Origin of the sequence: Segatella copri (assembly GCF_024330485.1) — a bacterium.
GTDB lineage: Bacteria > Bacteroidota > Bacteroidia > Bacteroidales > Bacteroidaceae > Prevotella > Prevotella copri_L.
The window spans coordinates 38,675-59,750 of the sequence record NZ_JANDWX010000006.1 but is presented as its reverse complement, the minus strand read 5'-3'; the positions used below and the strand labels follow the sequence as shown (position 1 = coordinate 59,750).

The window sequence follows — 21,076 nt, the reverse complement described above, 5'->3', positions numbered from 1 at the left end:
TAAAGCATACCTTAACTCTCAATTGCATAGTGGGAATATGAGCAAAGCTTTATTCTTTACAAAGCTAAATAAGAGTAAGGAAGTAAGAGATAGTATTATTCTTGAAATATCATTAAAATACAGATAAATATGGAACAGTATGAAAGTCAGCAATATCGTGGCTGTACTATCAATATAGGTTTTGACGGAGACTCTGACAGCCCACGTGAATGGGACAATGTAGCTACGTTTGTGTGTAAGCATCCTCATTACTCACTTGGCGATAAACAGAACGTAAAGGGTGTTGTAGAAGACCTGTTCTCTGATTATGTTACAGATAAAGCTGTCATAGATTTCTTTGTCAAGAATAGAAATGCAGAATATATCCCAGGTGAAGAAGACGATGACAGTGACCATTATTATAAATTTACAGAAATATACTGTAAAGAAAGCCATGATCGTTACATTGATGCGGATTCGTCAAGAACAGAGAATGAAATCGCAGAAGATATGGTTGAAGAGTTGAACTTGAACGAAAAGTTAGAACTCATTGAAGCATCTGGTGAAGTAGTGATGCTGCCAATATCAATGTATGAGCATTCTGGAATCACGTTATGGTTGGGTTCAAAAGACCACCACCCAGATGCAAGATGGGATTGTTCATCTATTGGATTTGCATATATCGAAAAGTCAACTGCCGAAAAAGAAATGCCAAACCGATTGCTTCCAGAAGGTAGTGATTTTGATTGGAAGGAATGGTCTTACAAGATCATGGAGGGTGAGATGAAGGATTACGACACCTATGTAAGAGGTGAAGTAATGGCATTTAATATCGAAGATGAGGATGGATATGTCTTCGATAGTTGTGGTGGATATTACGATGAAGAACAGTTGATCAATGATGCAAAAGCTAGTATTGATGGGTATCTGAGTGAGAAAGAAGATGCACACAATAAGAATCTTGCTATTGTAAAAGACAACATATCAAGCATCAATGATAAAATATTCGTCTATGGTCAGTCTTGCTACAGAATTGTTAAGGACATATTTGGACAGTACTGTATTGAAAGAGCGTTATCCAGCCATTCTGTGTTAGATTCATTTATCTCAATACAGTTATCTGACATTCCAGATGAGTTGTTGGAAAATATGGTTGAATATATTAAAAAGGTATCAAAACATGGCAAGAACAAGTAACAAATTTAAAGAATAGGAGATAAGATTATGAAAGGTATTGCAGTTAGATTGGATGATAATTTGGTAGGTGTTGAGGTTACTACCATTCAAGACGTAGTTAAGGCGCAAGCCGCAGGACTTTATTTGCTGAACAAAGACGGACTAAGTTACGAATGTGAGGTAGTAGATGAAGATAGCGGAGAAGAGCGAGAACCAACAGAGCAGGAAGTCTTCAACCGCATCACCAAAGACCTCTCAGAAGGCAATGAGGTTTACGCTTGTATGTACATCGAAGACGGCTGGTGTGTGCAGGAGAAGGCTACAACCACAATGCGAACCAACTTTTATGTAGGTCAGAAGGTTTATCTTTTGCGTGACAACAAGATAGTTGAGGATGACATTGTTTATATCTCATTATTGAAGAGCAAGAACGGAGAAGAATGCAAGCTTGTGCTAGGACACGACCAAGGACACTACACCAAGTCACGTTTCGTTTTCGCCACCAAGCAGGAACTTGCAGAAAGTCTGATGGCAGAGTAAGTTTAATTAGATGGAGAGCAATATCCATCATAAAACATAAAGAATATGAATAACGAAATAATAAGAAAATTGCTGCTGAAAAATGATTGGAGCAGAATCATCTTCCGTTTTTCAGCAGCAAGTAGCTACACTTTGTTCAGTAGTGATAAATTCATTATGGATAGTTTTTGTATATACATCTATCCAGATGGTAGCCGTATGATGAATGTACTAGACATAGAGAGTCTGATTTCTATGGATATTAAAAAGAAGGAACTGCAAGATATAGTAGAGGAGGATTAGGATATGACGATAGAATCAATAAAGAAGAAGCTGAAAGATTGTAAAAATCATCTTTACAGCGCACAATTCAACAATGAAATCAAAGAAATTGTTAACGAGATTTTGAATCCAGGTGAGCATATTGATTTTAATGGTTTTAATGTTGATGGCGAGTTTTATGAAGTCGTGTTCAATGGCATGGGTAGAGAAGAAGATGGAAACATTACATTCAATGCTTATTTCAACTGTGGATATGTGGAAAAGGATTTTTTCATGTCAAATATGCCAAAGACTGTGGTTTATAGCTGTGTAAGACGCTTGGTGGAGAAGATTCCAGATATTATCGAAAAGCGTGACCGTGATAAATGGTGGAACATATACAAATGGAGTCTTAAACAGAATTTTAAATTCTGGAAAAATCAAGGTAAGAATATCTACGAAGCATTGAAGATAGCGGTTGACGAAGTTGGCAATCTCAAACATGACCCTCGTGTTCCACATGGCGAGGAAATCAACAAGAAAGTTCTTGATTCTTTTCTTGTTACATGGAGAGACATAGTTGACAAGCTTGAAGACAAAATAACAAATGGGACTTACGATGAAGATGACATTCGTACTTGTAATATTTGCGGCTTACCTATGGACGAAGGATATTATCTCGGAGGTGAATTTGCTTGCGATGATGTATGCTGTTTGGCAAGCTATGATGGAGATGAGGAACAAATGAATGAAGATTTATCTCATGCAAACGAAGACTGTTCTGATGTATATTACACAGAATGGGAGAATGTTTTCTATTAAACAATTAAACAACGAGCAAAACTATGGCAGAAAACTTAATTGATAACGTATTGTTAGACAAGGAGTTACTAGAAAAGAAAGTAAGATTTCTTGAAGGTATGCTGAATGATGATGACAAAAAGAAGTATGATGCGTATTGCAAAACAATTTGCAAGTATCGTAATTATTTTGTCATAGCACATGATAGAACTGGTGATGGTGGAATGTCGATGTTATACCTTGGGGCATTTACAAATGTTGAACATGCAGAAAAGGCCGCTATTTCTGGAGCCAGCCCATTCATACCAATTGGTAGAGTTAGAAAAGTTGACTATCCTACTGAAGAGATTGGGTCTGATATTGATGTACAGAAAGGTACATTTCTTGAGTCTGTTTACGTTGACAACGGTGTGGTCTCAACTGAATATTGGGCTATCATGTCACGAGAATACAAGGAAGATGAACTCTATGGAGTTCTTATATGGAGCAGGGATGGTTTGTCTAAAAATGTCCGCAACACCTTCTTTGTATATGATAACAAGGATGATATGCTTAATTTTGTAAAACAAGCAAAATGCTCTGAATTACAAGATGATCTTGAATCTCTTAATGACTCTTGGTTCATAGATGATTTATCTGGAAATTTCGGATTGTCACCTATAGATGGTTTTCCTGGAAACCTGCGTGTTTGGGGATATGAAGGTTATGAGGTATACATTATTAACGGAACTTTTAAATGACAGACAATGTTTTAGACATATTAAAAGACAAGGCCAAGAAAATATCTTCTGAGCCATCCCGCAAGGAAGAAAACTATAACCTGCTTCTACAAGAAATTCTAGACGCAGGTGTAGAATTGGCTGGTTATATAGCAGACAACGTAAATATTGGAGAAATAGACATTGATATTGAGACAGTTTGGATTGATTGCAACGGAGACTTTATGATACATGGTGGAACAAAAGACTTCGAAGCAGACATCAAATTCTCCAGTCTTTCTGTAGAAGCTATGGGTAATGTTATTAACGCAATATTAAAATTCATAGGAGGTAAATAATTATGAAATGGATTGTAGAAGATAGTCTTAGCAACTTCCCATTCTGGGGCGGTGCAAAAGATACAGTTGAAGACTTGACTGAAGAGCAGATTAATGCTTTTGGAGATTTTTTGGAACAAAATGGTTCTGAAGACACCGTTTACACTGACACGGAAATTAATGATATGTTTTGGCATGATCGTGATTATGTTTATGCCATTGTTGGTTGGCCTGGGTACCCAAAGGTATTCAAGGTCACACATCCAGATGGAAGAAGTGTAGATGTGCTTGTCCGTAGCGAAAATGAAGAGCAAGGTTTAAAAGGCTCCTTAAATGTATCTAGCATGGCAGAAATTGAGGGAGCTGGTGACGGAGACGAAGATGTGGAACTTGAAGACTTCGAAGCAGAAGAATTTGAGAGTATCAAGTTCTGGAAAATCACAGGACCTTTTGGTAATACAGCTATTGTCAAGACTGAAGATGATATTGATTCAGATGACTTGCATAATGATGAATTCATGCAGTGTTGTAAAATCGAACAGCTTAACAGTAATCAAGAGGACTACATAGACTGGCTTGATTTTTATACAGATGACTTTACATGGAATCCAGAAGGAAAGTTGTTGGATGAATGTTACATTCCTGTATATGCAATTCCTAGAATTTGTGAGAAGATTCTTAATCCAGATGGCTCTCTTGATTATTATGATGTTCCAGAATCACATGCTATCAATATGATGAATTTGAATCTGGAACTTAATGATGAAGATATTAAGAATATTGACGGATTCGTTAATAATCTGAACAAGAAATATCCAGATGGATTTGATATTAAATGGGACGAGCCTTCTATTGGTTCTCCATATTTCGACACAAAACCTGAATTTGGCCTTGCATGTGATTGTGTAACACTTAGAATTTACAAGAAATAATATGGACAAATATAGAATCGTTGTATTAGCGTTCGGAAGCGGTGAAGTGGACGTTATTGATGTTGATAAGGAAATTATAGATAACACTTGGCACAGAGATGTTGAGAGTTACCTCCAGGAGCATTGCCAATACGACCTTGACAACATACAATGGATGCAAGGTGACGCTAACAAAATTCGCATTAACACGTTGGATAACGATAGTTTTGAAGGTGGCTATGACACACCAGAAGAGGCTGGCCTTTAACAATTAAATAAATATCTATATGGATCATTTAGAAGGTTTAGACAAGCTTTATTGCTCAAAATGTGGAAATGATGATGTTACAGTTGGTGTTAATATTAACCCTAACGAAAAAATTGACATCAATTTTCACGATAGCAGTTTGTTGGAGAAAGATAACTGCTGGTGCTATCATTGCTGTGATTCAACAAGTCTCAAAACATTGCAAGAACTTTGGGATATGTTCTCAAACGTTCCTATCAATGATGAAGACGAGATTGAGCAAGACTTTATGTGTTTCAAGGCTGGAACCAGCAGGTTTGATGTTTGGCATTGGTTCGATGAACGATGCCCAAATAGTTTGCATGATGATTTAATGTAAGGTTAATTATGAAACGTACAAACGAAAATCTTAAGAAGTACCATTTAAAGAAGGGACTTAAGAAGTTCCAAAACGCTGACATTGAGCACATTACATTTAACATGGAGTTAGACAAAGTGTGGCATGACAATATTAAATGTAACTGTGATGATGTTCAGTTGGGTGAAATTCTTAGTGATGATGGTCCGTGGATTTTGGGCAATGTTGAGTCAATGTACAACAAATTGTTCGACTTCCAGTTCTTTATGGATGAGTCTGGAGAGGTTTGCATGCAAGCTTCTCCTATGACAGAAGAAGGACATGGAGACATTCTTGACAGAGTGTTCTTCACGGACATTAAGGTAAAACTGAAAGAAAAGCCAGAAATAACAGATGATATGCTCATTGTTGATTGTGATATGTTTGGTCCAAACGAAGAAGAGGATTTGACGTTTGAATTTTATGATGGCTTTGCTATTGAAGTTACGAATGGTTTAGATGAGTCACCTTTAGTACTCCTCTACCCTACTCTGGTAGAAGTAGCAGAAAATAAATCTCTTGCAGCAGAAATAAGAAATTATTGCGCTGATGAAGAGATTGACTGCTACAACATTGCGTTGAAATATGGTAAGGTATTTAAATTAAATGATTTACGATGATTTTCACAGAATATATTGAATCATGGTTCAAAGAGTTTTTGGAGGACCATTTACAGTATGACCCTAAATATATTAGCTGGCTGTTTAATGAGATGGGGTATTCATTGGCCAACGTTGAACAAGGAGAAGACGAATACTTGTATTTGTTGGAACTGAAAGGGCAAGAGATTTGGGATAAGCTGTTTTCATCTAACCCATATCACAAGATAACATGCGATGATCTTCCAGATACGTTGACATTTGTCACGCAATTGTTGACAGACACAGCATTGGAAATCTTCAATAAAAAGAAAGGGTTTACGGACTCTTTCATTGAAGATATTGCATACAGATGTGATGGATATGACCAATTGATTGGGTATTTCCAAGACTTGATGAAAGGAGGCTGCTTGTCTGGTGTAACAAATATGTTCATGTATTACGATGAAACTAAAAAGTTTTATATTGAGCACATGGACGATTTGGAAGGTTTTGTGACAGATTTGGAAGAAGAGCTTGGTGAGCCAATACAGCAGAACAAGCAGAATACACTTCCAAGATATATGTTTGTTTGTCATCTGTGCTATGAAGAGTTTGCTTCAAAGATTGCACGTGAGCTGTTCCCAGATGACTTTTAAAGAAATAAGGTATGGAAAATAAAGTAGATACATTCAAATTAGCTAAGATGGTCTCTTCAATCGAACAGAACAAATTGAACACGATCATTTCAGCAATCGGTGGAGAATATACGTTTGACGTGGACAATGATGATAATTGTCCCATCATTGGTATGCTGGGAGGCAACGCTATTGCTAACCCATTTGACATCGTTGTAAAACGTCTGTACTTCAATGAGAACAAAGTTCTGATGATTGAAGGACATGTTGTTGAAGGTGAGGATGGTGACTTTGTTGCGGATGAAATTATTCCAGGACAAGTGACATTTATCATTGATATGCTTCCAGACGTTGAATTGCCAAAGAATCAGAACCTCACAAGAAATGAGGTTCTTTTGGCACACAATGACAGATACGTTGATGTTGCACAGGAGATTTCAGTTGAATGCCTGTCAAAAATGCAAGAACTTGATGTATGTCAAAGTGATAGAGAAAAAATCAAATCATTGATACGTGATTGGGCTTTGGAGTTTATGAAAATGTATGGCAATTATGATTATACAGAGAACCCAAAGAACATGAGTTATTATGACTTGATTGATGAGTTTGTCTCACAGAAAATGAAAGCCTATGTCTAGAGTTGTTGAATACTGGAGGCATCCTACACGAACTGAGATTAAACGTGGAGAAGGTGCCATACATACAATAACGGTAGATGCCGATAAGGTTATGAAACCAGATGGGTCTTTAAAGAAATGGTTTGTTGAAAACGGACTGCGATATAACTTAAAACAATATTAGTATGTTAATAAGCAAAGGTGAATTATTAAACATAGAGTTAGAGCAATCTGCTATTCACGGTACACATAGAAACTGTGACATTATACCAGAACTCGTAGCAATGCTTTGTCAGACTCCAGAATTAATGAAAATGGAGAAAGATGAAGATTCGTTGTATAACATTGCAATGGATGCAAAAGAAGAAGGCGAATGTAGTAAGTTTTGGGACACTGAAGATGCAACAGAGTTCTGTAATGAATTGTTTGAAATAGCAGATAGTTATGCTCCAGAAGGGTATTATTTTGGTGCCCATCCAGGAGATGGTTCTGACTTCGGCTACTGGAAATGTGATCCATAATTATATAATCGAAGACCGATTTAGTGTATTGCGCTATTTCGGTCTTTTTGTTAAACAACATTAAAAAGCGGACAGCTATTCACACCTTTACACAACCTCCTATCCTATTCTTCAATAAAAACGAAATGCCGTTAAAGATTGAAGAGATTAAATTAGAAGGAACAAAATTTGATAATCGGGCCAAACTTACAGTAGAACAGCGTAAGGCCATCAAGGTATTAAGCGAGCAAGGATTTAGCCAACGCAAGATTGCCACAATGTTCAACGTCAGTAAGAGACTCGTACAATCAATAATAACGCCTCCAGTACGGAAACCAGCAAAGAAACGGTCAAAAGAATACTGGAAGGCAATCAAACAGAAACATCGTGCCAGAAAGATGGAACTCTATCTTGAAGGCAAAATTAAATTTAAAAAGTAATTATACAATGGAAGAATTAAAAATTTCTAAGCAGAATGCAATTGCTGCTTATGTAGCAGGTTCGGAAGAGACAAAGGAGACTTTGAAGAAGCTCTTCCCAGATGTTGATTTTAGTATCAAGGTGACGGACCGTATCAAGACATGGCAGGATGTCATGGATGCACTTAACATGAAGGAGTCAGACATCAATGACATGTCGAAGGCTATTAACGCCTTCCAGGTCTTCAACAAACGTGACAAGCGTTGCGTTAAGGCATTCGTCAAGGTGTTGTGCATAGTGAAAGCCTTGAATGAAGGCTGGGAGCTTACTAAGGAGACTTATGATAAGCATGAGTGCTACTTTGTGTATTGGATTCGTAAAGACGGTATCTCTGGCAAACACGAGTTGCAGGCAAGCTCTGCTTGTGCGCCTGGTTGCGTTGTTGCGAGGCACGGTTTCGGTGCTTCGATTTGGGACATCGTGCCTCGGCTTGCCTTCAAAACTCTTGAGCTGGCAGAATATGCGGTAACGCAGTTCCCAGACATCTGGCGTGAATATTATAACAATTACGAACAGGATTTGTAGTCAATTATGAGAAGGAAACGTGTAAAAAAACACGTTACCGAAATTGATTTCAAATCAACGTCATATTACGATGTAAAAAACAATATAAAAAAGTTTTTGAAATCGGTTCTCTCCCAGCTTGGACTTAAGTCTGGGAGAGACTATTTGGTAACGAAAAATTATCTAAAGATAAGACATATAAAAACTGTAATAGGTCAAATCTTAATCACGTTAAAAGAAGCGTTTCCTATGTTCAATTATTATTGGGAAACTCCAAGAATTTTAGTGTGGTTCTAACAATAAAAATATGAATAATATCCAAAATTATAAGAAAGCAATTATTAAGTTGGATGACGAGGAAGTCGTTAGAGAGTACAATGTTCAGAAAGATGCAGAAAATCTTGAGAAAATCAAGGCTGTAGAGATCGAACTTTCATATCGTGGAATTAACATTTAATTGATTATGGGTGAAGTTGATTATAATGTGACTTACAAGGGTAAGGATTACCCTGTAAAAGAAATTATCCTGTTTGCTGGCACCAATGATGCGATGCGAGTAAACGTATCTACAGAGGAATTACAGAATGCTATATATGATTCTGATTCTGGATATAGTGATAGCGAAGCAGAAAAGATAGATAATAGTATTTATTTTTTCTTGGACAATGAACACTTCAACATGAGCAAGGATGATATTGTAGAATATTTAGAACGTGATTAATCATGGTAACATTGGAAGATATTTTAAATACATACTTCGGAAGTGATGTATGTATTGGAGAAACATTGGCATATATACCTGCTGATGGCTTAAGCCTGGAAGATGCCCATCAACTTTATATGAAAACTATGAATAAGGTTGAAGAAGATGTTTTCTTCAGACTAGCAGACGGTGAGATTCAAGTTCTTACAAGTGATGATGAAGTTCATAAGAAAAGTGCTTTGGATGAATTGGTGAAATCAATTAGCTATATTGATGTTGTATTCAAGTATGACGATGAAATCTTTGTCGTAAGAGTTATCGAAGAACTTATAGATTTAGACCATTATGACGATCTTTGGGATTGGTGGTGCGGAGTCGATAATCAAACTGTCAAGCATCCAAACCTTAATGTTGAGGTAACTGGAAAGAAATATGAAAATGGAGACGTTTCTCCAGATGGAATTTACGTAAACATTTATCTTGATTCAAATGACAATGAACCAAAGAAAGCAGAAGTATTAAAAATAATATCAAACTTATAAAACATTCAATAAACAATGGAAATTCTTACAAATATCAAAAATGCAATTAACAATTTCGTTGCATCAAGTATCAAAAGTACTGAAGAGAGACAGAAGCGTGAGCTTGCTGCAAGAGAGGCACGCTTAAAGAAGAAAATCGCTACAGATGGAGATGAAATGATCCAGGTTAAAGAGTTTGATGGCTCTTTGTATTTTGCATTTGATGGCGTTCCTCTTGTACGAACCAATCTTCTGAAAGAGGATATTACAGATGCAATTAAGCATTCTCGTGAGGATTACCTGGCGTTTATGTTGAAGGAGTCAAAGAAATAGTTCACATTTAAATTATATAATTTATGGAAGAGCAAAACAAAACATTAAGATTTGAGATTTATGCACTTGGCGCAGCAGAAATTAATGTTGTGTCATACTCATATCTAAAGTATAAGAATTCGAATATCATATCAATGCAGGTAAATGATGACAAGTCATTGTGCCAGTTCATTAAATCAAAAGCTATTAATGGCATTCCTATGATGATAAAGAATGACGGTAATCACACTGTTCTTACATTTATGTTTGAAGAGCAATCTTTAAAGGTTATCATTAAAGATGTGACATTTGAAGATTGTGTTACTAACACAAAGGCTATTGATTTGCAGCCAGTTGTTACAGACTCCCCTATAGATTCAATCATGTTATCTCTGGAATTTCCAGATGACATGTTAATGATTGACGATATGATTAACATTATACAAGCTATCACAGATGAGTACGGTTATCACGATTTGTACACAATGGTAGATAACACTCCAACAGAATATACAAAGATGTTCTTCAAGTCATTGTTGAACGAAGCTTTTTACTTGGATCATAGTTCACATTACAACAAGGTAATGTCAGAATGCTGCCAGGAAATTGTTTCAGCAATTCGCAAGAAATATCTGGGCCTAGATTTAATGGAAGTTGTCAAAATATACCAAGAGAATCCAGATCGTGATATTGTGAAAGAAGTTGTTGAGGAGAAATATCCTAACTATGGGCTAACGGAGGAACAAGAAGAAATTGTTAAACGTTATGAGGCCATCAGAAAGGAAATGAAAGACGCTGGAATCATTACATTCAACGATCCAAAAGACTGTAAATCATGGGCTATTAATGGTAACAAGATTCCAAAGAATTGGTCTATTATGAACTCTTACGAACTGACTCAGAACAGGAATAAATATGCAGTTCTTTGTGTTGAAGATGATACATACACAGCAAGACAAATCACCCCAGATGATATTGCAGGTTATTCTGACTTATCTGATACTTTTATTGTAGCACCAAAAGATGAAGAAAGATAAATTAGACTTCAAATATAAAGCACAAGTAATTATGGCTATAACAATAGCTGTACTTGTGCTTGTATACCTTCAGCTTCTGATTTCATCCAGATTACGTGAAAAAGAACAGGAATACAGGACTGACAGCTTATTGTTTGAACTTGACAAATATCAACAGGCAGACAGATATGATGTCGGATATGCAGATGGTCTTGCTCATAGAAAACGTATGAGAACAGAAGCAGAAAAGGAATTGGTAAAATTAAACAAGGAATTTGACAGACAATAATATAAACAATTAAACATCAACCATTATGTTTGAAAATGCAAATACAGCTGAAGAGAAGTTACAGGAACTTCTCAAGCAATCTAATGTAAAGGATATTCAAGACTGTTCTGAAGGTCTTTTTTGGGGAATAGGAAATTACCCTATGAAAGATTGTATCTTTATTTTCCGCAGAGAAGATAAGGAAAAGTATATCAGAGTTGAAGTATTCCCTAGCTATGAGGATCTTCGAAAAGAGAAGGCTTTCTTTGAGCGTATGAAAAATGATTGTCTTGAAGGTGGTTGTTTCGAAAGACTTGGCAGATTGTACGATTGGTACGAGAATGGCACCAAAGAAAACGCCCCACACCCAGCAGATATGTTTTATGCCGATGCTATCAAGACAACTGAATATAAGAACGTGTGGAATCTTGAAGATAATGAGTTCAAAGGTGGGGATATTGTTACATGCAAGGACAATTTGCCTTTCATCTATGCTGGTAAGTGGCATAATAAGTTTGACAACGTTACAAGATACCGTTCGTATGCTGGAATTGATAGCAATGGAGAACTTGACATGCAATATAACAAAGCATGGCGTATTAGTTGTAATCATGGTAGAATCAAGCCAGCCACCGAAGAACAAAAGAAACTGCTGTTCGGTATGATTGAAAAGACTGGTATGACATGGAACAAGAATTTGTTCTGCTTCCAGAAAGCAATAACAAAAGATATGTCACTTAAGATTGGAGAGATGATTCTTGTCCGCAACACGGATAAAGAAACATGGAAACCAGCATTCTTCAGTAGATATACAAAATGGAATGGAGAGACTGTATGCAATATTATTGACGCAAGTGACAAAAAGTTCTCTCAGTTCATCAAATATGATAATAATTTAGCATATAAATAACATTTAAATAAATAAGTATAATGGCACAAAAAGCAACATCAAACATTCGCCCAGAAAATTACATTTCACAGCAAGGATCAAAAGCTACATTATCCTTAGCTGATTTTGAAGATTCTCAGTTATTTGCAGAGCTGAGAAGAAGAGGTTACAATGGAGAACTTCGTGTTACAAAATTGATTGTTGTATGATTAAGAATTCATTAAAATATAATCCATGTTCCCTTTGCGTTAATGGAAAGGATAAATATACAGGAAAATGTGTTGTTGACAAGAAGAGTTGTCCAGCTCATGTAGCTTGTAAAAATCTTGAATCATTACTAAGGGAAGATAGCTCGTTTTTAAATTATATCCCAGCAGAATTGCTTGTAGTAATTCTTCGTAAACTGGGGTATAGTGGAGAGTTGAGAACAGTAGAAGTAACTAAAATATAGTATATGAACAAAGAAAGAAGAGACAGACTCTCAGACGTTATAGCATCTCTTGAAGAAGCAAAAGACCTTCTGGAAGATGTTAAGAACGATGAACAGGATGCTTTTGACAACATGCCAGTTGGATTGCAGTGCTCAGAAAGAGGTTCAAAAATGGAAGATTATGTTGAACTTATGGAAGATGCTGGAGATCAGATTGACAAGGTGTGTGAGTTCATTGAAAAGAATATAATTAAAAAACGCTAAAATATTTGGTAGCTATCATATATTTTATTACCTTTGCATAAAAACAATATACAATGGATAGAATAAGTTTTTCAAATACACTAAAATGCCAAAGAGAGTCTTTGAATATTAGCAAATATAAGGTATCTAAAGATACTGGGTTAACATCGCTTCAGATAAATAGAATTGAAGATGCTGTTAACTCTTATTCTATGGGCAATATATTTAAATATTTGAAGGCTATTGGGTGCAACTTGCAATTAGTTAACAATTGCAACACAGATGTGCTTGATTGTGTAGAAAAGTTTGGATCATGGGTTACTAAAAGACGTGATTCAGATATGTCTATGTATTCTTTGGCAAAACAAATAGGAAGTAATGTTGTTACTATTACGAAAATAGAAACAGCACGTTCTACTGTTGGTGTAGACTTATTTCTTAAGATTGTTGATGCTTTTGGGTATAAGATAAAAATTGAAAGCGTATGACAAATAACAATTTCAAAAAGTCATCTTGGAAATATAAGAATATGTCGCCAAGTGAAAGAGGCATAACTATAGTTCTGCCTTTGCTTCCAATTACAGCAGTACTTACATTACATATAATTGGTGTAATTGGCCATACTGATGATGGCCATTACATTAAAACATATTTTGAAAGCTTTGTCAAAAGCCAGTTATCGTTATGGATATGGCTTGCATATATTTTTGTGTTTTCGCTCTTATACATAAATATCAAGAAACGACACAAATATTATGATACGTTATCAGCAGAAGAATTGGCGATTATCAAGAAGCAGCATAAAAAATATGTAATTATGTGGGGGCTGTTCGTTGTAAGCGCACCGTTTATTGGCATTGGTTTTATGATGCTTGAAGAATTTATAAAAAAGAGTGAAACAATTAAATCAACCCTTACTATTATTGGTTGGTTAATAGCAGGTATTATTTATTTGTTTGCAAAAGCAAATATAAGAAAATAAAAATGTATGATTAGTATTTTTAAAAAGTCATCTTGGAAATATAAGAATATGACACCAAGCGATAGAGGACAGGCAATAGTCATGTCATTTATGCCATTACAATTATTGTTGTTATGGCATATTGGTGGTGTCGTTGTGTCTGTTGAAAATAATTACATCATAAGATTTTTTGAATGCTTTGTGCGTAACGTATACTCATTGATCTTGTGGCTTGCATATTTTATTGCATTTTTCATTATCTATATATGTCACAAAAAACGAAAAGAATATTATTGTACATTGCCAAATAATGAATTAAAGGTAGTAAAGCAGCAACATAAAAAATATGTAATTATTTGGAGTACAGCTTCAATAATTATACCATTTTTATGTGGTGTGATTACATATATACCGTATTATATATATGAACACGAGACACTGAAATCCATTATAATTGTTATAGGTGTACTTATTGTCAGTTTAATTTGCTTACATGCAAAAACTGAATATAGAAAACGAAAATGAACAAAAGCAACATGAAGGCCGATCCAAAAGAACACAAGAAGACACTGGATGCTTTCTTCGAGTTCTTTGACTTGAGCAAAATCTTGTTTAACCGCAGACTGAAGGAAATCTACAATGTAACAGATATACCTAAAAGAAGCAGGTTTTACAAGATGGCTCAAGATATGGCCGATAACTTACAAATTGATTGGTCAACTATGACACATGCGGATAGCAATCGTATCATGTTGGCTATGCTGGAAGATTCTTTCAACAAAATAGCAGAGATAGAAGATTCCAAATCTGTGGATATTATCGTTAAAATTAGGAGTAAATGAGTCGCTTGGAAGTTTTCGATTCGTATGCGCAGAAGATTTCTGATGAAAGCTCCGTCCCATATATCAATGTCATAAGACTGAGAGATATGGGACTGCTAGATGAAAAATCAGTCAGAGATTTCTTAATTAGACATGACTGTGATGCCTTACTAAAAACAAAGAAGTTTACAGATACACAAGTGTACAATAAACTTGCTGGAATCTATGACCTAGATGTTAGACAGATACAGTATATAATCAATACCAAACGGAAAAAGCCGTATTATTGTACCTGTTGTGGTAAGCAAATCTCCAGGATTAAGTTTATGAGAAATCAAGGACTATGTGATAAATGCTTGTCTAACAAAATTTAAATTTTATTGTTATGGGTAATCTGTATTTAGATGCGTACAAGTTCTACAAAAGAACACACGCAAACAGCTTGTTGTTATTCCATGTAGGCTCCAGATATGAAGCTTGCGAAGAAGATGCAGCAAAACTGAGTGAGAAATGTGGCTATCTTTTATTGGAGAAAGATGGTATTAAGTTGTGCGGATTCCCAGATAATGAAGTTTCTGAAGTGATGGCACGCTTATCATCTGACTTTGTTAATATGTATATTGTCGAATACCGTGATGATTGCGGAAATTTCTCCATTCCAAAAGTGAAACAAATAATGGAAGATATTGAGGTAGATTATTGATGTTTTCGATATTATATATAAAAAATCTTAAACACTTGATATTAAACCATATTTAATAAGTATTTTGTTTAGTTTACACAAATCACAAAATACTGGTTTACAGAAAGTTAAGTTAAAAATATTAGTTAATTTACTTTGTCAGTTCAAAGTATTTTTATAATTTTGCCACGCAATTCTGAATGAGTTGCGTGGTTTTTTATTGCGTAAAATATAAAATTGATTATAAATATGAACAGAATTAAGACTAAATTGAAGTTCAAGAAATCTGACCAGACAGGAAACTGGGTTGGGTTCGTATCTATCAACAAGGTTAACGGAATGATCAGAGGTGTACATGAGGATGATCCAGCACCAAAGAAGGTATGTGTTGTGACTCGTGACATCATTCCTTATATAGAAGGTGGCATTCTGTACGATGTTGAGATGATACCTATGAAGGATAAGAACGCTGGCTACATTGTAGTTCAAGCAGATCCTCACGCTTTTAAGGCAACAATCGAAACATTTGTTGTAAAGAATGCGGTTTATGAGGTTCACGTGAAGTTTGGAAACAAGAAACTTGTTTTCAACCCAATGGATGGACAGCGTGATTCTGTTCGTGACATCAATTGTTTTATTAAGGTTCTGGAGCAGAGAAAGGACATTAAGGATCTGTTGACTGTAGTTGACGATTTCAAGAACACTGGCTATGCTCTTTTGAAGCAGTTTGAAAGGGATGGTTACTATGTTCCAGTGTCGCAGAAGAGGAAAGCTTCCTAGAAAGCGTAAAAAGGCTTGCATAAAGGCTGATGGTAGAATGTCCTATTACGTCACTATCAAGCTGGCATTGGCAACTGGAGAGTACCCAGTTAAATTTTGGGTTAAATCAAAGGTTGTGAATACTTTTAATCAAGATGTAGGAATACCAATCCCTACTCCAACTGAATTCTGGTAAATCTGATATATTATGTTCAATATTCCAACAGAAGGTATAGCTACAGACGCAGCTCATTCCACAAAGAATAAGGTAACAGAGTTTCAAGGAATAGACTTGAAGACTGGAAAACGAATCTTTTATGAAAACCTAGGAAACAAAACCGTTAACATCGGTGAGTTCCTGGGTGTGGTAGAAGCTGTTAAGTACATAATCGAGAATGACTATTGGCCACGAGTTATATATACGGACAGTATGACTGCTATATCGTGGTTTAAAAACAAGAAGACAGCATCTAAGAAAAAATGCAGAGACCTTCAGAAAGCAGAAATTTTTCTCAAAGCCTTCTCTTGGGATGTTGACACAATAGAAGTTAGGCATTGGAATAATCGTGAGTGGGGAGAAACGCCTGCTGATTTTGGTAATAAATAAATTTGGGCTGAATACTATTATATAGCATTATTTTTCTATTTAAACGTTTGGTAGGTATTTAGTTTGTAAAAAGATTGAGGATAACAACAACGTTCAGCTGACAATTCGTCTATTCTTCATAAATCTCGCTTGATTGAAGGCTGAACGTTTATATTGCGGAGTAGAGCAGTTGGTAGCTTGCCAGGCTCATAACCTGGAGGTCGACGGTTCAAGTCCGTCCTCCGCAACAACGCACTTTGTGCAAATAGATCTTTGACATATTGGAGAAAGCTTAACAATTTAAACGCATTATATATATGAACGATTTTAAAACAAGACGTGATAGTATCTTACAGGTATTCTCACAGGCAAAGGACGATCTTGAAAAGCTCAACTCTGACATTGATCACGAGATCGAGCAGAACAATCAGATGATAGGTGATCTTCAGAAGAGAAACGATGAGTTAGCTCAGATGAAGAAGAACAACGTAAGTTCTATCAAGTCGTTCTCGAAATTCTTCCAGTAAGAATTAAACATATTAAGGCTATAATGGTGGAAGTGGTAGACACGCATTTTGAAGTGAAGAATGGCTGTCAATTCAACGCACATGACATCTGGGTTCGAATCCCAGTTATAGCCCAAGAATTTATGTATTTGCCATAATACGATAAAATTTTAAATGTTTGAGCCGCACGTATGCGGCTTTTGGGGTTGTAGCTCAGTTGGCTAGAGCGTCTGGTTTGCATCCAGAAAGTCGTGAGTTCGAATCTCACCTTCTCCACATTGCTTATTGGATAAATGGTGTAACATGGTTTAAATTTTAAGGTAAGTTGTGAAACTTGCCTTAAATGGAACAGTAGCTCAGTTGGTTAGAGTGCTCGGCTTATATCCAAGCGGTCGGAAGTTCGAGTCTTCCCTGTTCCACAAATAAAACGGTTCTGTAGCTCAGTTGGTCAGAGCAGCTGACTGTTAATCAGCAGGTCACAGGTTCAAGTCCTGTCAGTTCCGCAGTTTGTTTTCATATTTTTTAAGGTTGATAGTTTTATTTTTATTGTTTATTGTTTGATGTTTACTAACCTGGGAGAGTGATGGCTCCCAGGTTTTTATTTGCAACAGTATTTCAATTGGCAGAATGTTAGTCTCCAAAACTAAAGGTTGATGGTTCGAGTCCATCCTGTTGTGCTAGATGTTTAATTAAATTGTTTGAAAGATGAAAGTTATTAAGTTTATCAAGAAAGCTGTAAAATGGTATTGCAAAATGGCTGTAGCAAGCAATATTGCATATCCCACTGGAACTGTACCACAAACGGTATAGCTCCTTTTTGATTGACGTGATAACTGTTTTTGGAGAAATGACCGAGTGGTAAGGCAGCTCATTGCTAACGAGTAATACAGAAATGTATCGGAGGTTCGATTCCTTCTTTCTCCGCAATTATTAATCAAAACATATTATATTATGAGTCAAAATTCTTCTTCAAACAGTGGTGGAATAGGTCTGTGCGGCCTGTTAACCGTAGCATTCATCGTTTTAAAGTTATGCAACGTAATTGCCTGGTCATGGGTATGGGTGTTGGCACCGCTCTGGATTCCAGCAGCTATCGCATTGGTCATTATCGTGATCTGTTTGCTGATTTGGCTTATTGATCATAAGTAATCTCGCTTTCTCCAGTATGTTGAAATACTGCCTCATGGTGTAACTGGAAACACAACAGATTTTGGTTCTGTTATTCATGGTTCGAATCCGTGTGAGGTAACTAACAAAATTGATGAATTAATCTCGCATATTGATTAAAGAAGTTTTTATATGAAATTTTTAAATGGAAACGGACAACAGGAAGTTGACGCATTCTTGTATCATCTCTGCAATTTATTGGCAGCAGTAGAAGAGAGCAAGCATGAACAGTCAGTTTCCGACAAACTCAACAAGAAGTTGTTTAATGATAACGCTATTGAGTTTAAAACCAACTTGCTAACATTTGTGAAGTCTGGGGACCATATCGGGTTCAACTTTATGAACGTAGTCGCATTTACAAACAAGGCTAACAACATTGTCAACCTTGTCAAGAGCAACTACAAGGAAGATGAATTCAAGCCAGTTTGCTGCCATTTGGATAACAAACAGGTACATGTGAATGATTTGCAATATGGTCTTACATACGCTTTGGTCACAAATCCACACAAGCCTTGGAATTCAATCATAGGCTTTTGCAAGTATATCGGCAACGGTAACATTTATGTCATTGGTACAGATTTGAGTGAGTGTCTTGTAACGTTGTCTGGTAAATATGAACAGTTTTTCGCTTATCGAGTAGATTTTCTTGAAGCGTACACAAAATAAATTTCAGATCGGGCTGGAGGAGTCATAAACGGCCTTCCAGCCTTTTTGTTTAATGAATTATAAACTGATAAACAATAAAATTATGAACATAACAAAGGCTATTGCAGAAGAAATTGCCGACCAGATGATAAAACCTATGGTTGATCATCAGATTGCGCAGGAAACTAAAATGAAGGAGTACTGTACGCTTATTATATTGGGCAATGTTCCTGTATCAATTCAGAAAGAATACAAAGCTCACAAAGAATATTTCCAGCATTTGTCTAACGCTTATTTGTGCAATGGAAATGCACAAATTTATGTGAGTGTTGAACCTTTTAAGGTTCCTTTGAATAATCGTTCATATCGCTATGAATGTACAAAGGAACAGTACGACTACATCGTAAAGATGGAGAAAGACATCAGCAATTTGATTTCAGAAAAGAGAAAGATAAAGGAATCAATTATATCAACCCTACTTTCTCTCAGAACGATCAAACGAGTTATTGAGCAGTTCCCAGATGCAGCTCCTTTTGCAAAGAAGTATCAAAAAGGAACGACAACTGCTGTTTCAGTTCCTATTGAAACAATAAACAAAACGTTGCGCAAATACAAGAAGTAATATATGGCTATAGTACAAGTTGACCTGTCTGAGTATGATATGCTCAGACAGGCAAAACAAAAGGCTGAAGATGAATGTGCAGAGCTGAAAGAAAACATTAAGGCTATTAAGAATTCATCAAAAGCCATTGTTAAAACGGTCCATGTAAAGAGTCGTGTTCAATTTGATATAGACAAGATAATTTCAAACACGATTCAAAAATATACGGACTATGAAAGAAAAAGATTTGATAGTCCTTTTTGGGGCAATTCAATTAACAGTACAGTATTATACGAAAGTTTACGTGCAGCATTACATGTTCGTGACGCATTTTCATACAAAGAAGATGCTGAAGGTGAAGTTTCTGAATCTTTTGTTAATTTTGAAGACGTAAGAATCAAGGTTGAAAACAAGATGCAAGATGAAATCAACAAGAGCATTAAAGAATGTGATAATGCAAAAACAGAATATCTTGCAAGAAAGGATCAGCTTGATAAAGAAAAGGATGAGATCATCCAGAAATATAAAGAAGAGTGTTATAAGCAGCTGGAGGCTAGATTTGATCAACAGATAACTGGTCTTAAATACAACTTGACAGAACAGTCTGGAAAGGTTTCTCACCTTCAAGGCGTAATTGACACGAAGGATGAAGAGATTGCTAAGTTGAAGGAAGAGATTGAAGCTTTAACGAAGAAGAAATCTCATTGGTGGGACTAGATAGCAATTATTATTGTATGGAACTTGAAGATTATAAAAGAGCAAAACAGCTACAAGAAGAAACACTCCCAGCTTTTGAAAGATTGAAAAAAGCTGTTTCTGCTGGCATGCTTGACAAGGCAACAATAAAAGAAATCGGAGATTCTTTTGCAAACGCTATGTTTTACGAAAATGATTTTGCAGAATCTCTTGAAGAATTTGTTGATGAGTGGGCTGGAAAATTCAAAGAAGAATTTGATGAATTGTAGTTATTAACTTGCCTTCTGGCACAAATTAACATATATGAAAATAAAAATATTAGAATATAGAATTGTCAAGATCGAAAAGGGTCTTTTCCTTATTGAGTATAAGACAGCACCTTTTGGAGTTTGGCATGAAGTGAAAGATAAAAAGTTTAAAACTAAGCCAAAAGCAGAAGCTTGGGCTTGGAAGAACTTTGATACAATTAAGTAAAAATATGAAGTTACAAGAGAATCAACGTTTTGAGTTATTAAAGGCATTGTGTTATAGTGTTCCACAAAATCCAAATATAGATCGTTACTATATTGCGGATGCTATTAGAGACGCATACGATGAACTGAAAAGTATTGATGTTTAACTGTCTT

General features: G+C 35.9%; 39 protein-coding genes and 5 tRNA genes. All 44 read left to right on the top strand.

The features are described 5' to 3' along the window. The first annotated feature begins 129 nt into the window (after positions 1-129). The 44 genes from NNC77_RS05535 to NNC77_RS05320 all read left to right on the top strand — a co-directional run bounded on the left by NNC77_RS05535 (position 130) and on the right by NNC77_RS05320 (position 21,069). Complete coding sequence (locus NNC77_RS05535) at positions 130-1,176, top strand: hypothetical protein (RefSeq protein WP_254970047.1); 1,047 nt, start codon at positions 130-132, stop codon at positions 1,174-1,176. 27 nt (positions 1,177-1,203) lie between these two features. Beyond that, on the top strand, positions 1,204-1,695 hold the full coding sequence (locus tag NNC77_RS05530; protein ID WP_254970048.1) for a hypothetical protein: 492 nt from the start codon (positions 1,204-1,206) through the stop codon (positions 1,693-1,695). Positions 1,696-1,740: 45 nt separating this feature from the next. Next, a complete protein-coding gene (locus NNC77_RS05525; protein WP_254970049.1) occupies positions 1,741-1,977 on the top strand; it encodes a hypothetical protein in 237 nt (78 codons plus the stop codon). 3 nt (positions 1,978-1,980) lie between these two features. Continuing rightward, entirely contained in the window at positions 1,981-2,757 is a 777-nt protein-coding gene (locus NNC77_RS05520) for a hypothetical protein (RefSeq protein ID WP_254970050.1), read from the top strand. Positions 2,758-2,780: 23 nt separating this feature from the next. After that, complete coding sequence (locus tag NNC77_RS05515) at positions 2,781-3,476, top strand: hypothetical protein (RefSeq protein WP_254970051.1); 696 nt, start codon at positions 2,781-2,783, stop codon at positions 3,474-3,476. Then, positions 3,473-3,793 carry a hypothetical protein gene (locus NNC77_RS05510; protein ID WP_254970052.1) on the top strand — a complete coding sequence of 107 codons (321 nt, stop codon included), beginning with the start codon at positions 3,473-3,475 and terminating at the stop codon, positions 3,791-3,793. The genes NNC77_RS05515 and NNC77_RS05510 overlap by 4 nt, the downstream gene beginning before the upstream one ends. A gap of 2 nt (positions 3,794-3,795) precedes the next feature. Continuing rightward, positions 3,796-4,704: a hypothetical protein gene (locus NNC77_RS05505; RefSeq protein ID WP_254970053.1), complete on the top strand. Its 909-nt coding sequence runs from the start codon at positions 3,796-3,798 to the stop codon at positions 4,702-4,704. Between the two features lies 1 nt (position 4,705). Then, positions 4,706-4,951: a hypothetical protein gene (locus NNC77_RS05500; protein WP_254970054.1), complete on the top strand. Its 246-nt coding sequence runs from the start codon at positions 4,706-4,708 to the stop codon at positions 4,949-4,951. A 19-nt stretch (positions 4,952-4,970) separates the two neighbouring features. Then, the gene (locus tag NNC77_RS05495; RefSeq protein ID WP_254970055.1) at positions 4,971-5,309 is read left to right on the top strand and encodes a hypothetical protein; all 339 of its coding nucleotides are present in this window, start codon (positions 4,971-4,973) and stop codon (positions 5,307-5,309) included. Between the two features lie 8 nt (positions 5,310-5,317). Continuing rightward, positions 5,318-5,947 carry a hypothetical protein gene (locus tag NNC77_RS05490; RefSeq protein WP_254970056.1) on the top strand — a complete coding sequence of 210 codons (630 nt, stop codon included), beginning with the start codon at positions 5,318-5,320 and terminating at the stop codon, positions 5,945-5,947. After that, on the top strand, positions 5,944-6,564 hold the full coding sequence (locus NNC77_RS05485; RefSeq protein ID WP_254970057.1) for a DUF7222 domain-containing protein: 621 nt from the start codon (positions 5,944-5,946) through the stop codon (positions 6,562-6,564). The genes NNC77_RS05490 and NNC77_RS05485 overlap by 4 nt, the downstream gene beginning before the upstream one ends. A gap of 11 nt (positions 6,565-6,575) precedes the next feature. Further along, positions 6,576-7,181: a hypothetical protein gene (locus tag NNC77_RS05480; protein WP_254970058.1), complete on the top strand. Its 606-nt coding sequence runs from the start codon at positions 6,576-6,578 to the stop codon at positions 7,179-7,181. Positions 7,182-7,345: 164 nt separating this feature from the next. Next, positions 7,346-7,681, top strand: a complete 336-nt coding sequence (locus tag NNC77_RS05475; RefSeq protein WP_254970059.1) for a hypothetical protein — start codon at positions 7,346-7,348, stop codon at positions 7,679-7,681. Positions 7,682-7,806: 125 nt separating this feature from the next. Further along, entirely contained in the window at positions 7,807-8,100 is a 294-nt protein-coding gene (locus NNC77_RS05470) for a helix-turn-helix domain-containing protein (protein WP_254970060.1), read from the top strand. A gap of 7 nt (positions 8,101-8,107) precedes the next feature. Then, a complete protein-coding gene (locus tag NNC77_RS05465) occupies positions 8,108-8,665 on the top strand; it encodes a hypothetical protein (protein WP_254970061.1) in 558 nt (185 codons plus the stop codon). A gap of 286 nt (positions 8,666-8,951) precedes the next feature. Next, on the top strand, positions 8,952-9,101 hold the full coding sequence (locus tag NNC77_RS05460) for a hypothetical protein (RefSeq protein ID WP_254970063.1): 150 nt from the start codon (positions 8,952-8,954) through the stop codon (positions 9,099-9,101). Between the two features lie 6 nt (positions 9,102-9,107). Continuing rightward, positions 9,108-9,365 carry a hypothetical protein gene (locus NNC77_RS05455; protein ID WP_254970065.1) on the top strand — a complete coding sequence of 86 codons (258 nt, stop codon included), beginning with the start codon at positions 9,108-9,110 and terminating at the stop codon, positions 9,363-9,365. 2 nt (positions 9,366-9,367) lie between these two features. Then, positions 9,368-9,889, top strand: coding sequence for a hypothetical protein (locus NNC77_RS05450; RefSeq protein WP_254970066.1), 522 nt, complete (start codon positions 9,368-9,370; stop codon positions 9,887-9,889). 15 nt (positions 9,890-9,904) lie between these two features. Further along, positions 9,905-10,201 carry a hypothetical protein gene (locus NNC77_RS05445; RefSeq protein WP_254970067.1) on the top strand — a complete coding sequence of 99 codons (297 nt, stop codon included), beginning with the start codon at positions 9,905-9,907 and terminating at the stop codon, positions 10,199-10,201. Between the two features lie 23 nt (positions 10,202-10,224). Continuing rightward, the gene (locus NNC77_RS05440; RefSeq protein ID WP_254970068.1) at positions 10,225-11,217 is read left to right on the top strand and encodes a hypothetical protein; all 993 of its coding nucleotides are present in this window, start codon (positions 10,225-10,227) and stop codon (positions 11,215-11,217) included. Next, complete coding sequence (locus NNC77_RS05435; RefSeq protein WP_254970070.1) at positions 11,204-11,485, top strand: hypothetical protein; 282 nt, start codon at positions 11,204-11,206, stop codon at positions 11,483-11,485. Before NNC77_RS05440 ends, NNC77_RS05435 begins: the two co-directional genes overlap by 14 nt. Positions 11,486-11,627: 142 nt before the next feature. Further along, complete coding sequence (locus NNC77_RS05430) at positions 11,628-12,374, top strand: hypothetical protein (protein WP_254986864.1); 747 nt, start codon at positions 11,628-11,630, stop codon at positions 12,372-12,374. Between the two features lie 20 nt (positions 12,375-12,394). After that, positions 12,395-12,562: a hypothetical protein gene (locus tag NNC77_RS05425; RefSeq protein WP_254970072.1), complete on the top strand. Its 168-nt coding sequence runs from the start codon at positions 12,395-12,397 to the stop codon at positions 12,560-12,562. After that, positions 12,559-12,804 (top strand): hypothetical protein, encoded by a 246-nt coding sequence (locus tag NNC77_RS05420; protein WP_254970073.1) that lies wholly within the window; start codon positions 12,559-12,561, stop codon positions 12,802-12,804. Before NNC77_RS05425 ends, NNC77_RS05420 begins: the two co-directional genes overlap by 4 nt. A 3-nt stretch (positions 12,805-12,807) precedes the next feature. Further along, positions 12,808-13,047, top strand: coding sequence for a hypothetical protein (locus NNC77_RS05415; RefSeq protein ID WP_254970074.1), 240 nt, complete (start codon positions 12,808-12,810; stop codon positions 13,045-13,047). A gap of 53 nt (positions 13,048-13,100) precedes the next feature. After that, positions 13,101-13,514, top strand: coding sequence for a helix-turn-helix transcriptional regulator (locus tag NNC77_RS05410; protein WP_254970075.1), 414 nt, complete (start codon positions 13,101-13,103; stop codon positions 13,512-13,514). Next, entirely contained in the window at positions 13,511-14,008 is a 498-nt protein-coding gene (locus NNC77_RS05405; RefSeq protein ID WP_254970076.1) for a hypothetical protein, read from the top strand. Before NNC77_RS05410 ends, NNC77_RS05405 begins: the two co-directional genes overlap by 4 nt. 48 nt (positions 14,009-14,056) lie before the next feature. Beyond that, positions 14,057-14,512, top strand: coding sequence for a hypothetical protein (locus NNC77_RS05400; RefSeq protein ID WP_254970077.1), 456 nt, complete (start codon positions 14,057-14,059; stop codon positions 14,510-14,512). Next, positions 14,509-14,829 (top strand): hypothetical protein, encoded by a 321-nt coding sequence (locus tag NNC77_RS05395; protein WP_254970078.1) that lies wholly within the window; start codon positions 14,509-14,511, stop codon positions 14,827-14,829. The genes NNC77_RS05400 and NNC77_RS05395 overlap by 4 nt, the downstream gene beginning before the upstream one ends. Before the next feature lie 364 nt (positions 14,830-15,193). Further along, the gene (locus tag NNC77_RS05390) at positions 15,194-15,511 is read left to right on the top strand and encodes a DNA mismatch repair protein MutS (RefSeq protein WP_254970079.1); all 318 of its coding nucleotides are present in this window, start codon (positions 15,194-15,196) and stop codon (positions 15,509-15,511) included. Between the two features lie 228 nt (positions 15,512-15,739). Continuing rightward, positions 15,740-16,270 (top strand): hypothetical protein, encoded by a 531-nt coding sequence (locus NNC77_RS05385; RefSeq protein WP_254970080.1) that lies wholly within the window; start codon positions 15,740-15,742, stop codon positions 16,268-16,270. Positions 16,271-16,457: 187 nt separating this feature from the next. Next, entirely contained in the window at positions 16,458-16,856 is a 399-nt protein-coding gene (locus NNC77_RS05380) for a ribonuclease H (protein WP_254970081.1), read from the top strand. A 154-nt stretch (positions 16,857-17,010) separates the two neighbouring features. Continuing rightward, positions 17,011-17,083 (top strand) — tRNA-Met (locus NNC77_RS05375). A 69-nt stretch (positions 17,084-17,152) separates the two neighbouring features. Next, on the top strand, positions 17,153-17,362 hold the full coding sequence (locus tag NNC77_RS05370) for a hypothetical protein (protein WP_254970083.1): 210 nt from the start codon (positions 17,153-17,155) through the stop codon (positions 17,360-17,362). Between the two features lie 181 nt (positions 17,363-17,543). After that, positions 17,544-17,617, top strand: a tRNA-Ala gene (locus NNC77_RS05365). A 69-nt stretch (positions 17,618-17,686) separates the two neighbouring features. Then, positions 17,687-17,760: transfer RNA gene (locus tag NNC77_RS05360), tRNA-Ile, on the top strand. Between the two features lie 185 nt (positions 17,761-17,945). Next, positions 17,946-18,018 (top strand) — tRNA-Trp (locus tag NNC77_RS05355). 164 nt (positions 18,019-18,182) lie between these two features. After that, positions 18,183-18,265, top strand: a tRNA-Ser gene (locus tag NNC77_RS05350). A gap of 375 nt (positions 18,266-18,640) precedes the next feature. Next, positions 18,641-19,174, top strand: coding sequence for a hypothetical protein (locus NNC77_RS05345; protein WP_254970084.1), 534 nt, complete (start codon positions 18,641-18,643; stop codon positions 19,172-19,174). Between the two features lie 82 nt (positions 19,175-19,256). Then, the gene (locus tag NNC77_RS05340) at positions 19,257-19,775 is read left to right on the top strand and encodes an Nmad5 family putative nucleotide modification protein (protein ID WP_254970085.1); all 519 of its coding nucleotides are present in this window, start codon (positions 19,257-19,259) and stop codon (positions 19,773-19,775) included. Positions 19,776-19,778: 3 nt separating this feature from the next. Continuing rightward, positions 19,779-20,471 (top strand): hypothetical protein, encoded by a 693-nt coding sequence (locus NNC77_RS05335; protein ID WP_254970087.1) that lies wholly within the window; start codon positions 19,779-19,781, stop codon positions 20,469-20,471. 17 nt (positions 20,472-20,488) lie between these two features. Further along, positions 20,489-20,719: a hypothetical protein gene (locus NNC77_RS05330; RefSeq protein WP_254970089.1), complete on the top strand. Its 231-nt coding sequence runs from the start codon at positions 20,489-20,491 to the stop codon at positions 20,717-20,719. Positions 20,720-20,753: 34 nt separating this feature from the next. After that, positions 20,754-20,924 (top strand): hypothetical protein, encoded by a 171-nt coding sequence (locus tag NNC77_RS05325; protein ID WP_254970090.1) that lies wholly within the window; start codon positions 20,754-20,756, stop codon positions 20,922-20,924. A 4-nt stretch (positions 20,925-20,928) separates the two neighbouring features. Beyond that, positions 20,929-21,069, top strand: a complete 141-nt coding sequence (locus NNC77_RS05320) for a hypothetical protein (RefSeq protein WP_254970091.1) — start codon at positions 20,929-20,931, stop codon at positions 21,067-21,069. Positions 21,070-21,076 lie beyond the last annotated feature (7 nt).

What these genes read in the sequence shown, in the direction of transcription:
- NNC77_RS05480 (WP_254970058.1), top strand. Translation starts at nt 6,576, where the DNA reads ATGGAAAATAAAGTAGATACATTCAAATTAGCTAAGATGGTCTCTTCA.
- NNC77_RS05430 (WP_254986864.1), top strand. Translation starts at nt 11,628, where the DNA reads ATGAAAGATTGTATCTTTATTTTCCGCAGAGAAGATAAGGAAAAGTAT.
- NNC77_RS05400 (WP_254970077.1), top strand. Translation starts at nt 14,057, where the DNA reads ATGACACCAAGCGATAGAGGACAGGCAATAGTCATGTCATTTATGCCA.
- NNC77_RS05425 (WP_254970072.1), top strand. Translation starts at nt 12,395, where the DNA reads ATGGCACAAAAAGCAACATCAAACATTCGCCCAGAAAATTACATTTCA.
- NNC77_RS05475 (WP_254970059.1), top strand. Translation starts at nt 7,346, where the DNA reads ATGTTAATAAGCAAAGGTGAATTATTAAACATAGAGTTAGAGCAATCT.
- NNC77_RS05395 (WP_254970078.1), top strand. Translation starts at nt 14,509, where the DNA reads ATGAACAAAAGCAACATGAAGGCCGATCCAAAAGAACACAAGAAGACA.
- NNC77_RS05535 (WP_254970047.1), top strand. Translation starts at nt 130, where the DNA reads ATGGAACAGTATGAAAGTCAGCAATATCGTGGCTGTACTATCAATATA.
- NNC77_RS05405 (WP_254970076.1), top strand. Translation starts at nt 13,511, where the DNA reads ATGACAAATAACAATTTCAAAAAGTCATCTTGGAAATATAAGAATATG.
- NNC77_RS05465 (WP_254970061.1), top strand. Translation starts at nt 8,108, where the DNA reads ATGGAAGAATTAAAAATTTCTAAGCAGAATGCAATTGCTGCTTATGTA.
- NNC77_RS05370 (WP_254970083.1), top strand. Translation starts at nt 17,153, where the DNA reads ATGAACGATTTTAAAACAAGACGTGATAGTATCTTACAGGTATTCTCA.
- NNC77_RS05435 (WP_254970070.1), top strand. Translation starts at nt 11,204, where the DNA reads ATGAAGAAAGATAAATTAGACTTCAAATATAAAGCACAAGTAATTATG.
- NNC77_RS05340 (WP_254970085.1), top strand. Translation starts at nt 19,257, where the DNA reads ATGAACATAACAAAGGCTATTGCAGAAGAAATTGCCGACCAGATGATA.
- NNC77_RS05415 (WP_254970074.1), top strand. Translation starts at nt 12,808, where the DNA reads ATGAACAAAGAAAGAAGAGACAGACTCTCAGACGTTATAGCATCTCTT.
- NNC77_RS05515 (WP_254970051.1), top strand. Translation starts at nt 2,781, where the DNA reads ATGGCAGAAAACTTAATTGATAACGTATTGTTAGACAAGGAGTTACTA.
- NNC77_RS05490 (WP_254970056.1), top strand. Translation starts at nt 5,318, where the DNA reads ATGAAACGTACAAACGAAAATCTTAAGAAGTACCATTTAAAGAAGGGA.
- NNC77_RS05380 (WP_254970081.1), top strand. Translation starts at nt 16,458, where the DNA reads ATGTTCAATATTCCAACAGAAGGTATAGCTACAGACGCAGCTCATTCC.
- NNC77_RS05520 (WP_254970050.1), top strand. Translation starts at nt 1,981, where the DNA reads ATGACGATAGAATCAATAAAGAAGAAGCTGAAAGATTGTAAAAATCAT.
- NNC77_RS05510 (WP_254970052.1), top strand. Translation starts at nt 3,473, where the DNA reads ATGACAGACAATGTTTTAGACATATTAAAAGACAAGGCCAAGAAAATA.
- NNC77_RS05445 (WP_254970067.1), top strand. Translation starts at nt 9,905, where the DNA reads ATGGAAATTCTTACAAATATCAAAAATGCAATTAACAATTTCGTTGCA.
- NNC77_RS05390 (WP_254970079.1), top strand. Translation starts at nt 15,194, where the DNA reads ATGGGTAATCTGTATTTAGATGCGTACAAGTTCTACAAAAGAACACAC.
- NNC77_RS05410 (WP_254970075.1), top strand. Translation starts at nt 13,101, where the DNA reads ATGGATAGAATAAGTTTTTCAAATACACTAAAATGCCAAAGAGAGTCT.
- NNC77_RS05320 (WP_254970091.1), top strand. Translation starts at nt 20,929, where the DNA reads ATGAAGTTACAAGAGAATCAACGTTTTGAGTTATTAAAGGCATTGTGT.
- NNC77_RS05345 (WP_254970084.1), top strand. Translation starts at nt 18,641, where the DNA reads ATGAAATTTTTAAATGGAAACGGACAACAGGAAGTTGACGCATTCTTG.
- NNC77_RS05325 (WP_254970090.1), top strand. Translation starts at nt 20,754, where the DNA reads ATGAAAATAAAAATATTAGAATATAGAATTGTCAAGATCGAAAAGGGT.
- NNC77_RS05460 (WP_254970063.1), top strand. Translation starts at nt 8,952, where the DNA reads ATGAATAATATCCAAAATTATAAGAAAGCAATTATTAAGTTGGATGAC.
- NNC77_RS05505 (WP_254970053.1), top strand. Translation starts at nt 3,796, where the DNA reads ATGAAATGGATTGTAGAAGATAGTCTTAGCAACTTCCCATTCTGGGGC.
- NNC77_RS05420 (WP_254970073.1), top strand. Translation starts at nt 12,559, where the DNA reads ATGATTAAGAATTCATTAAAATATAATCCATGTTCCCTTTGCGTTAAT.
- NNC77_RS05530 (WP_254970048.1), top strand. Translation starts at nt 1,204, where the DNA reads ATGAAAGGTATTGCAGTTAGATTGGATGATAATTTGGTAGGTGTTGAG.
- NNC77_RS05440 (WP_254970068.1), top strand. Translation starts at nt 10,225, where the DNA reads ATGGAAGAGCAAAACAAAACATTAAGATTTGAGATTTATGCACTTGGC.
- NNC77_RS05335 (WP_254970087.1), top strand. Translation starts at nt 19,779, where the DNA reads ATGGCTATAGTACAAGTTGACCTGTCTGAGTATGATATGCTCAGACAG.
- NNC77_RS05470 (WP_254970060.1), top strand. Translation starts at nt 7,807, where the DNA reads ATGCCGTTAAAGATTGAAGAGATTAAATTAGAAGGAACAAAATTTGAT.
- NNC77_RS05500 (WP_254970054.1), top strand. Translation starts at nt 4,706, where the DNA reads ATGGACAAATATAGAATCGTTGTATTAGCGTTCGGAAGCGGTGAAGTG.
- NNC77_RS05485 (WP_254970057.1), top strand. Translation starts at nt 5,944, where the DNA reads ATGATTTTCACAGAATATATTGAATCATGGTTCAAAGAGTTTTTGGAG.
- NNC77_RS05450 (WP_254970066.1), top strand. Translation starts at nt 9,368, where the DNA reads ATGGTAACATTGGAAGATATTTTAAATACATACTTCGGAAGTGATGTA.
- NNC77_RS05495 (WP_254970055.1), top strand. Translation starts at nt 4,971, where the DNA reads ATGGATCATTTAGAAGGTTTAGACAAGCTTTATTGCTCAAAATGTGGA.
- NNC77_RS05455 (WP_254970065.1), top strand. Translation starts at nt 9,108, where the DNA reads ATGGGTGAAGTTGATTATAATGTGACTTACAAGGGTAAGGATTACCCT.
- NNC77_RS05525 (WP_254970049.1), top strand. Translation starts at nt 1,741, where the DNA reads ATGAATAACGAAATAATAAGAAAATTGCTGCTGAAAAATGATTGGAGC.
- NNC77_RS05385 (WP_254970080.1), top strand. Translation starts at nt 15,740, where the DNA reads ATGAACAGAATTAAGACTAAATTGAAGTTCAAGAAATCTGACCAGACA.
- NNC77_RS05330 (WP_254970089.1), top strand. Translation starts at nt 20,489, where the DNA reads ATGGAACTTGAAGATTATAAAAGAGCAAAACAGCTACAAGAAGAAACA.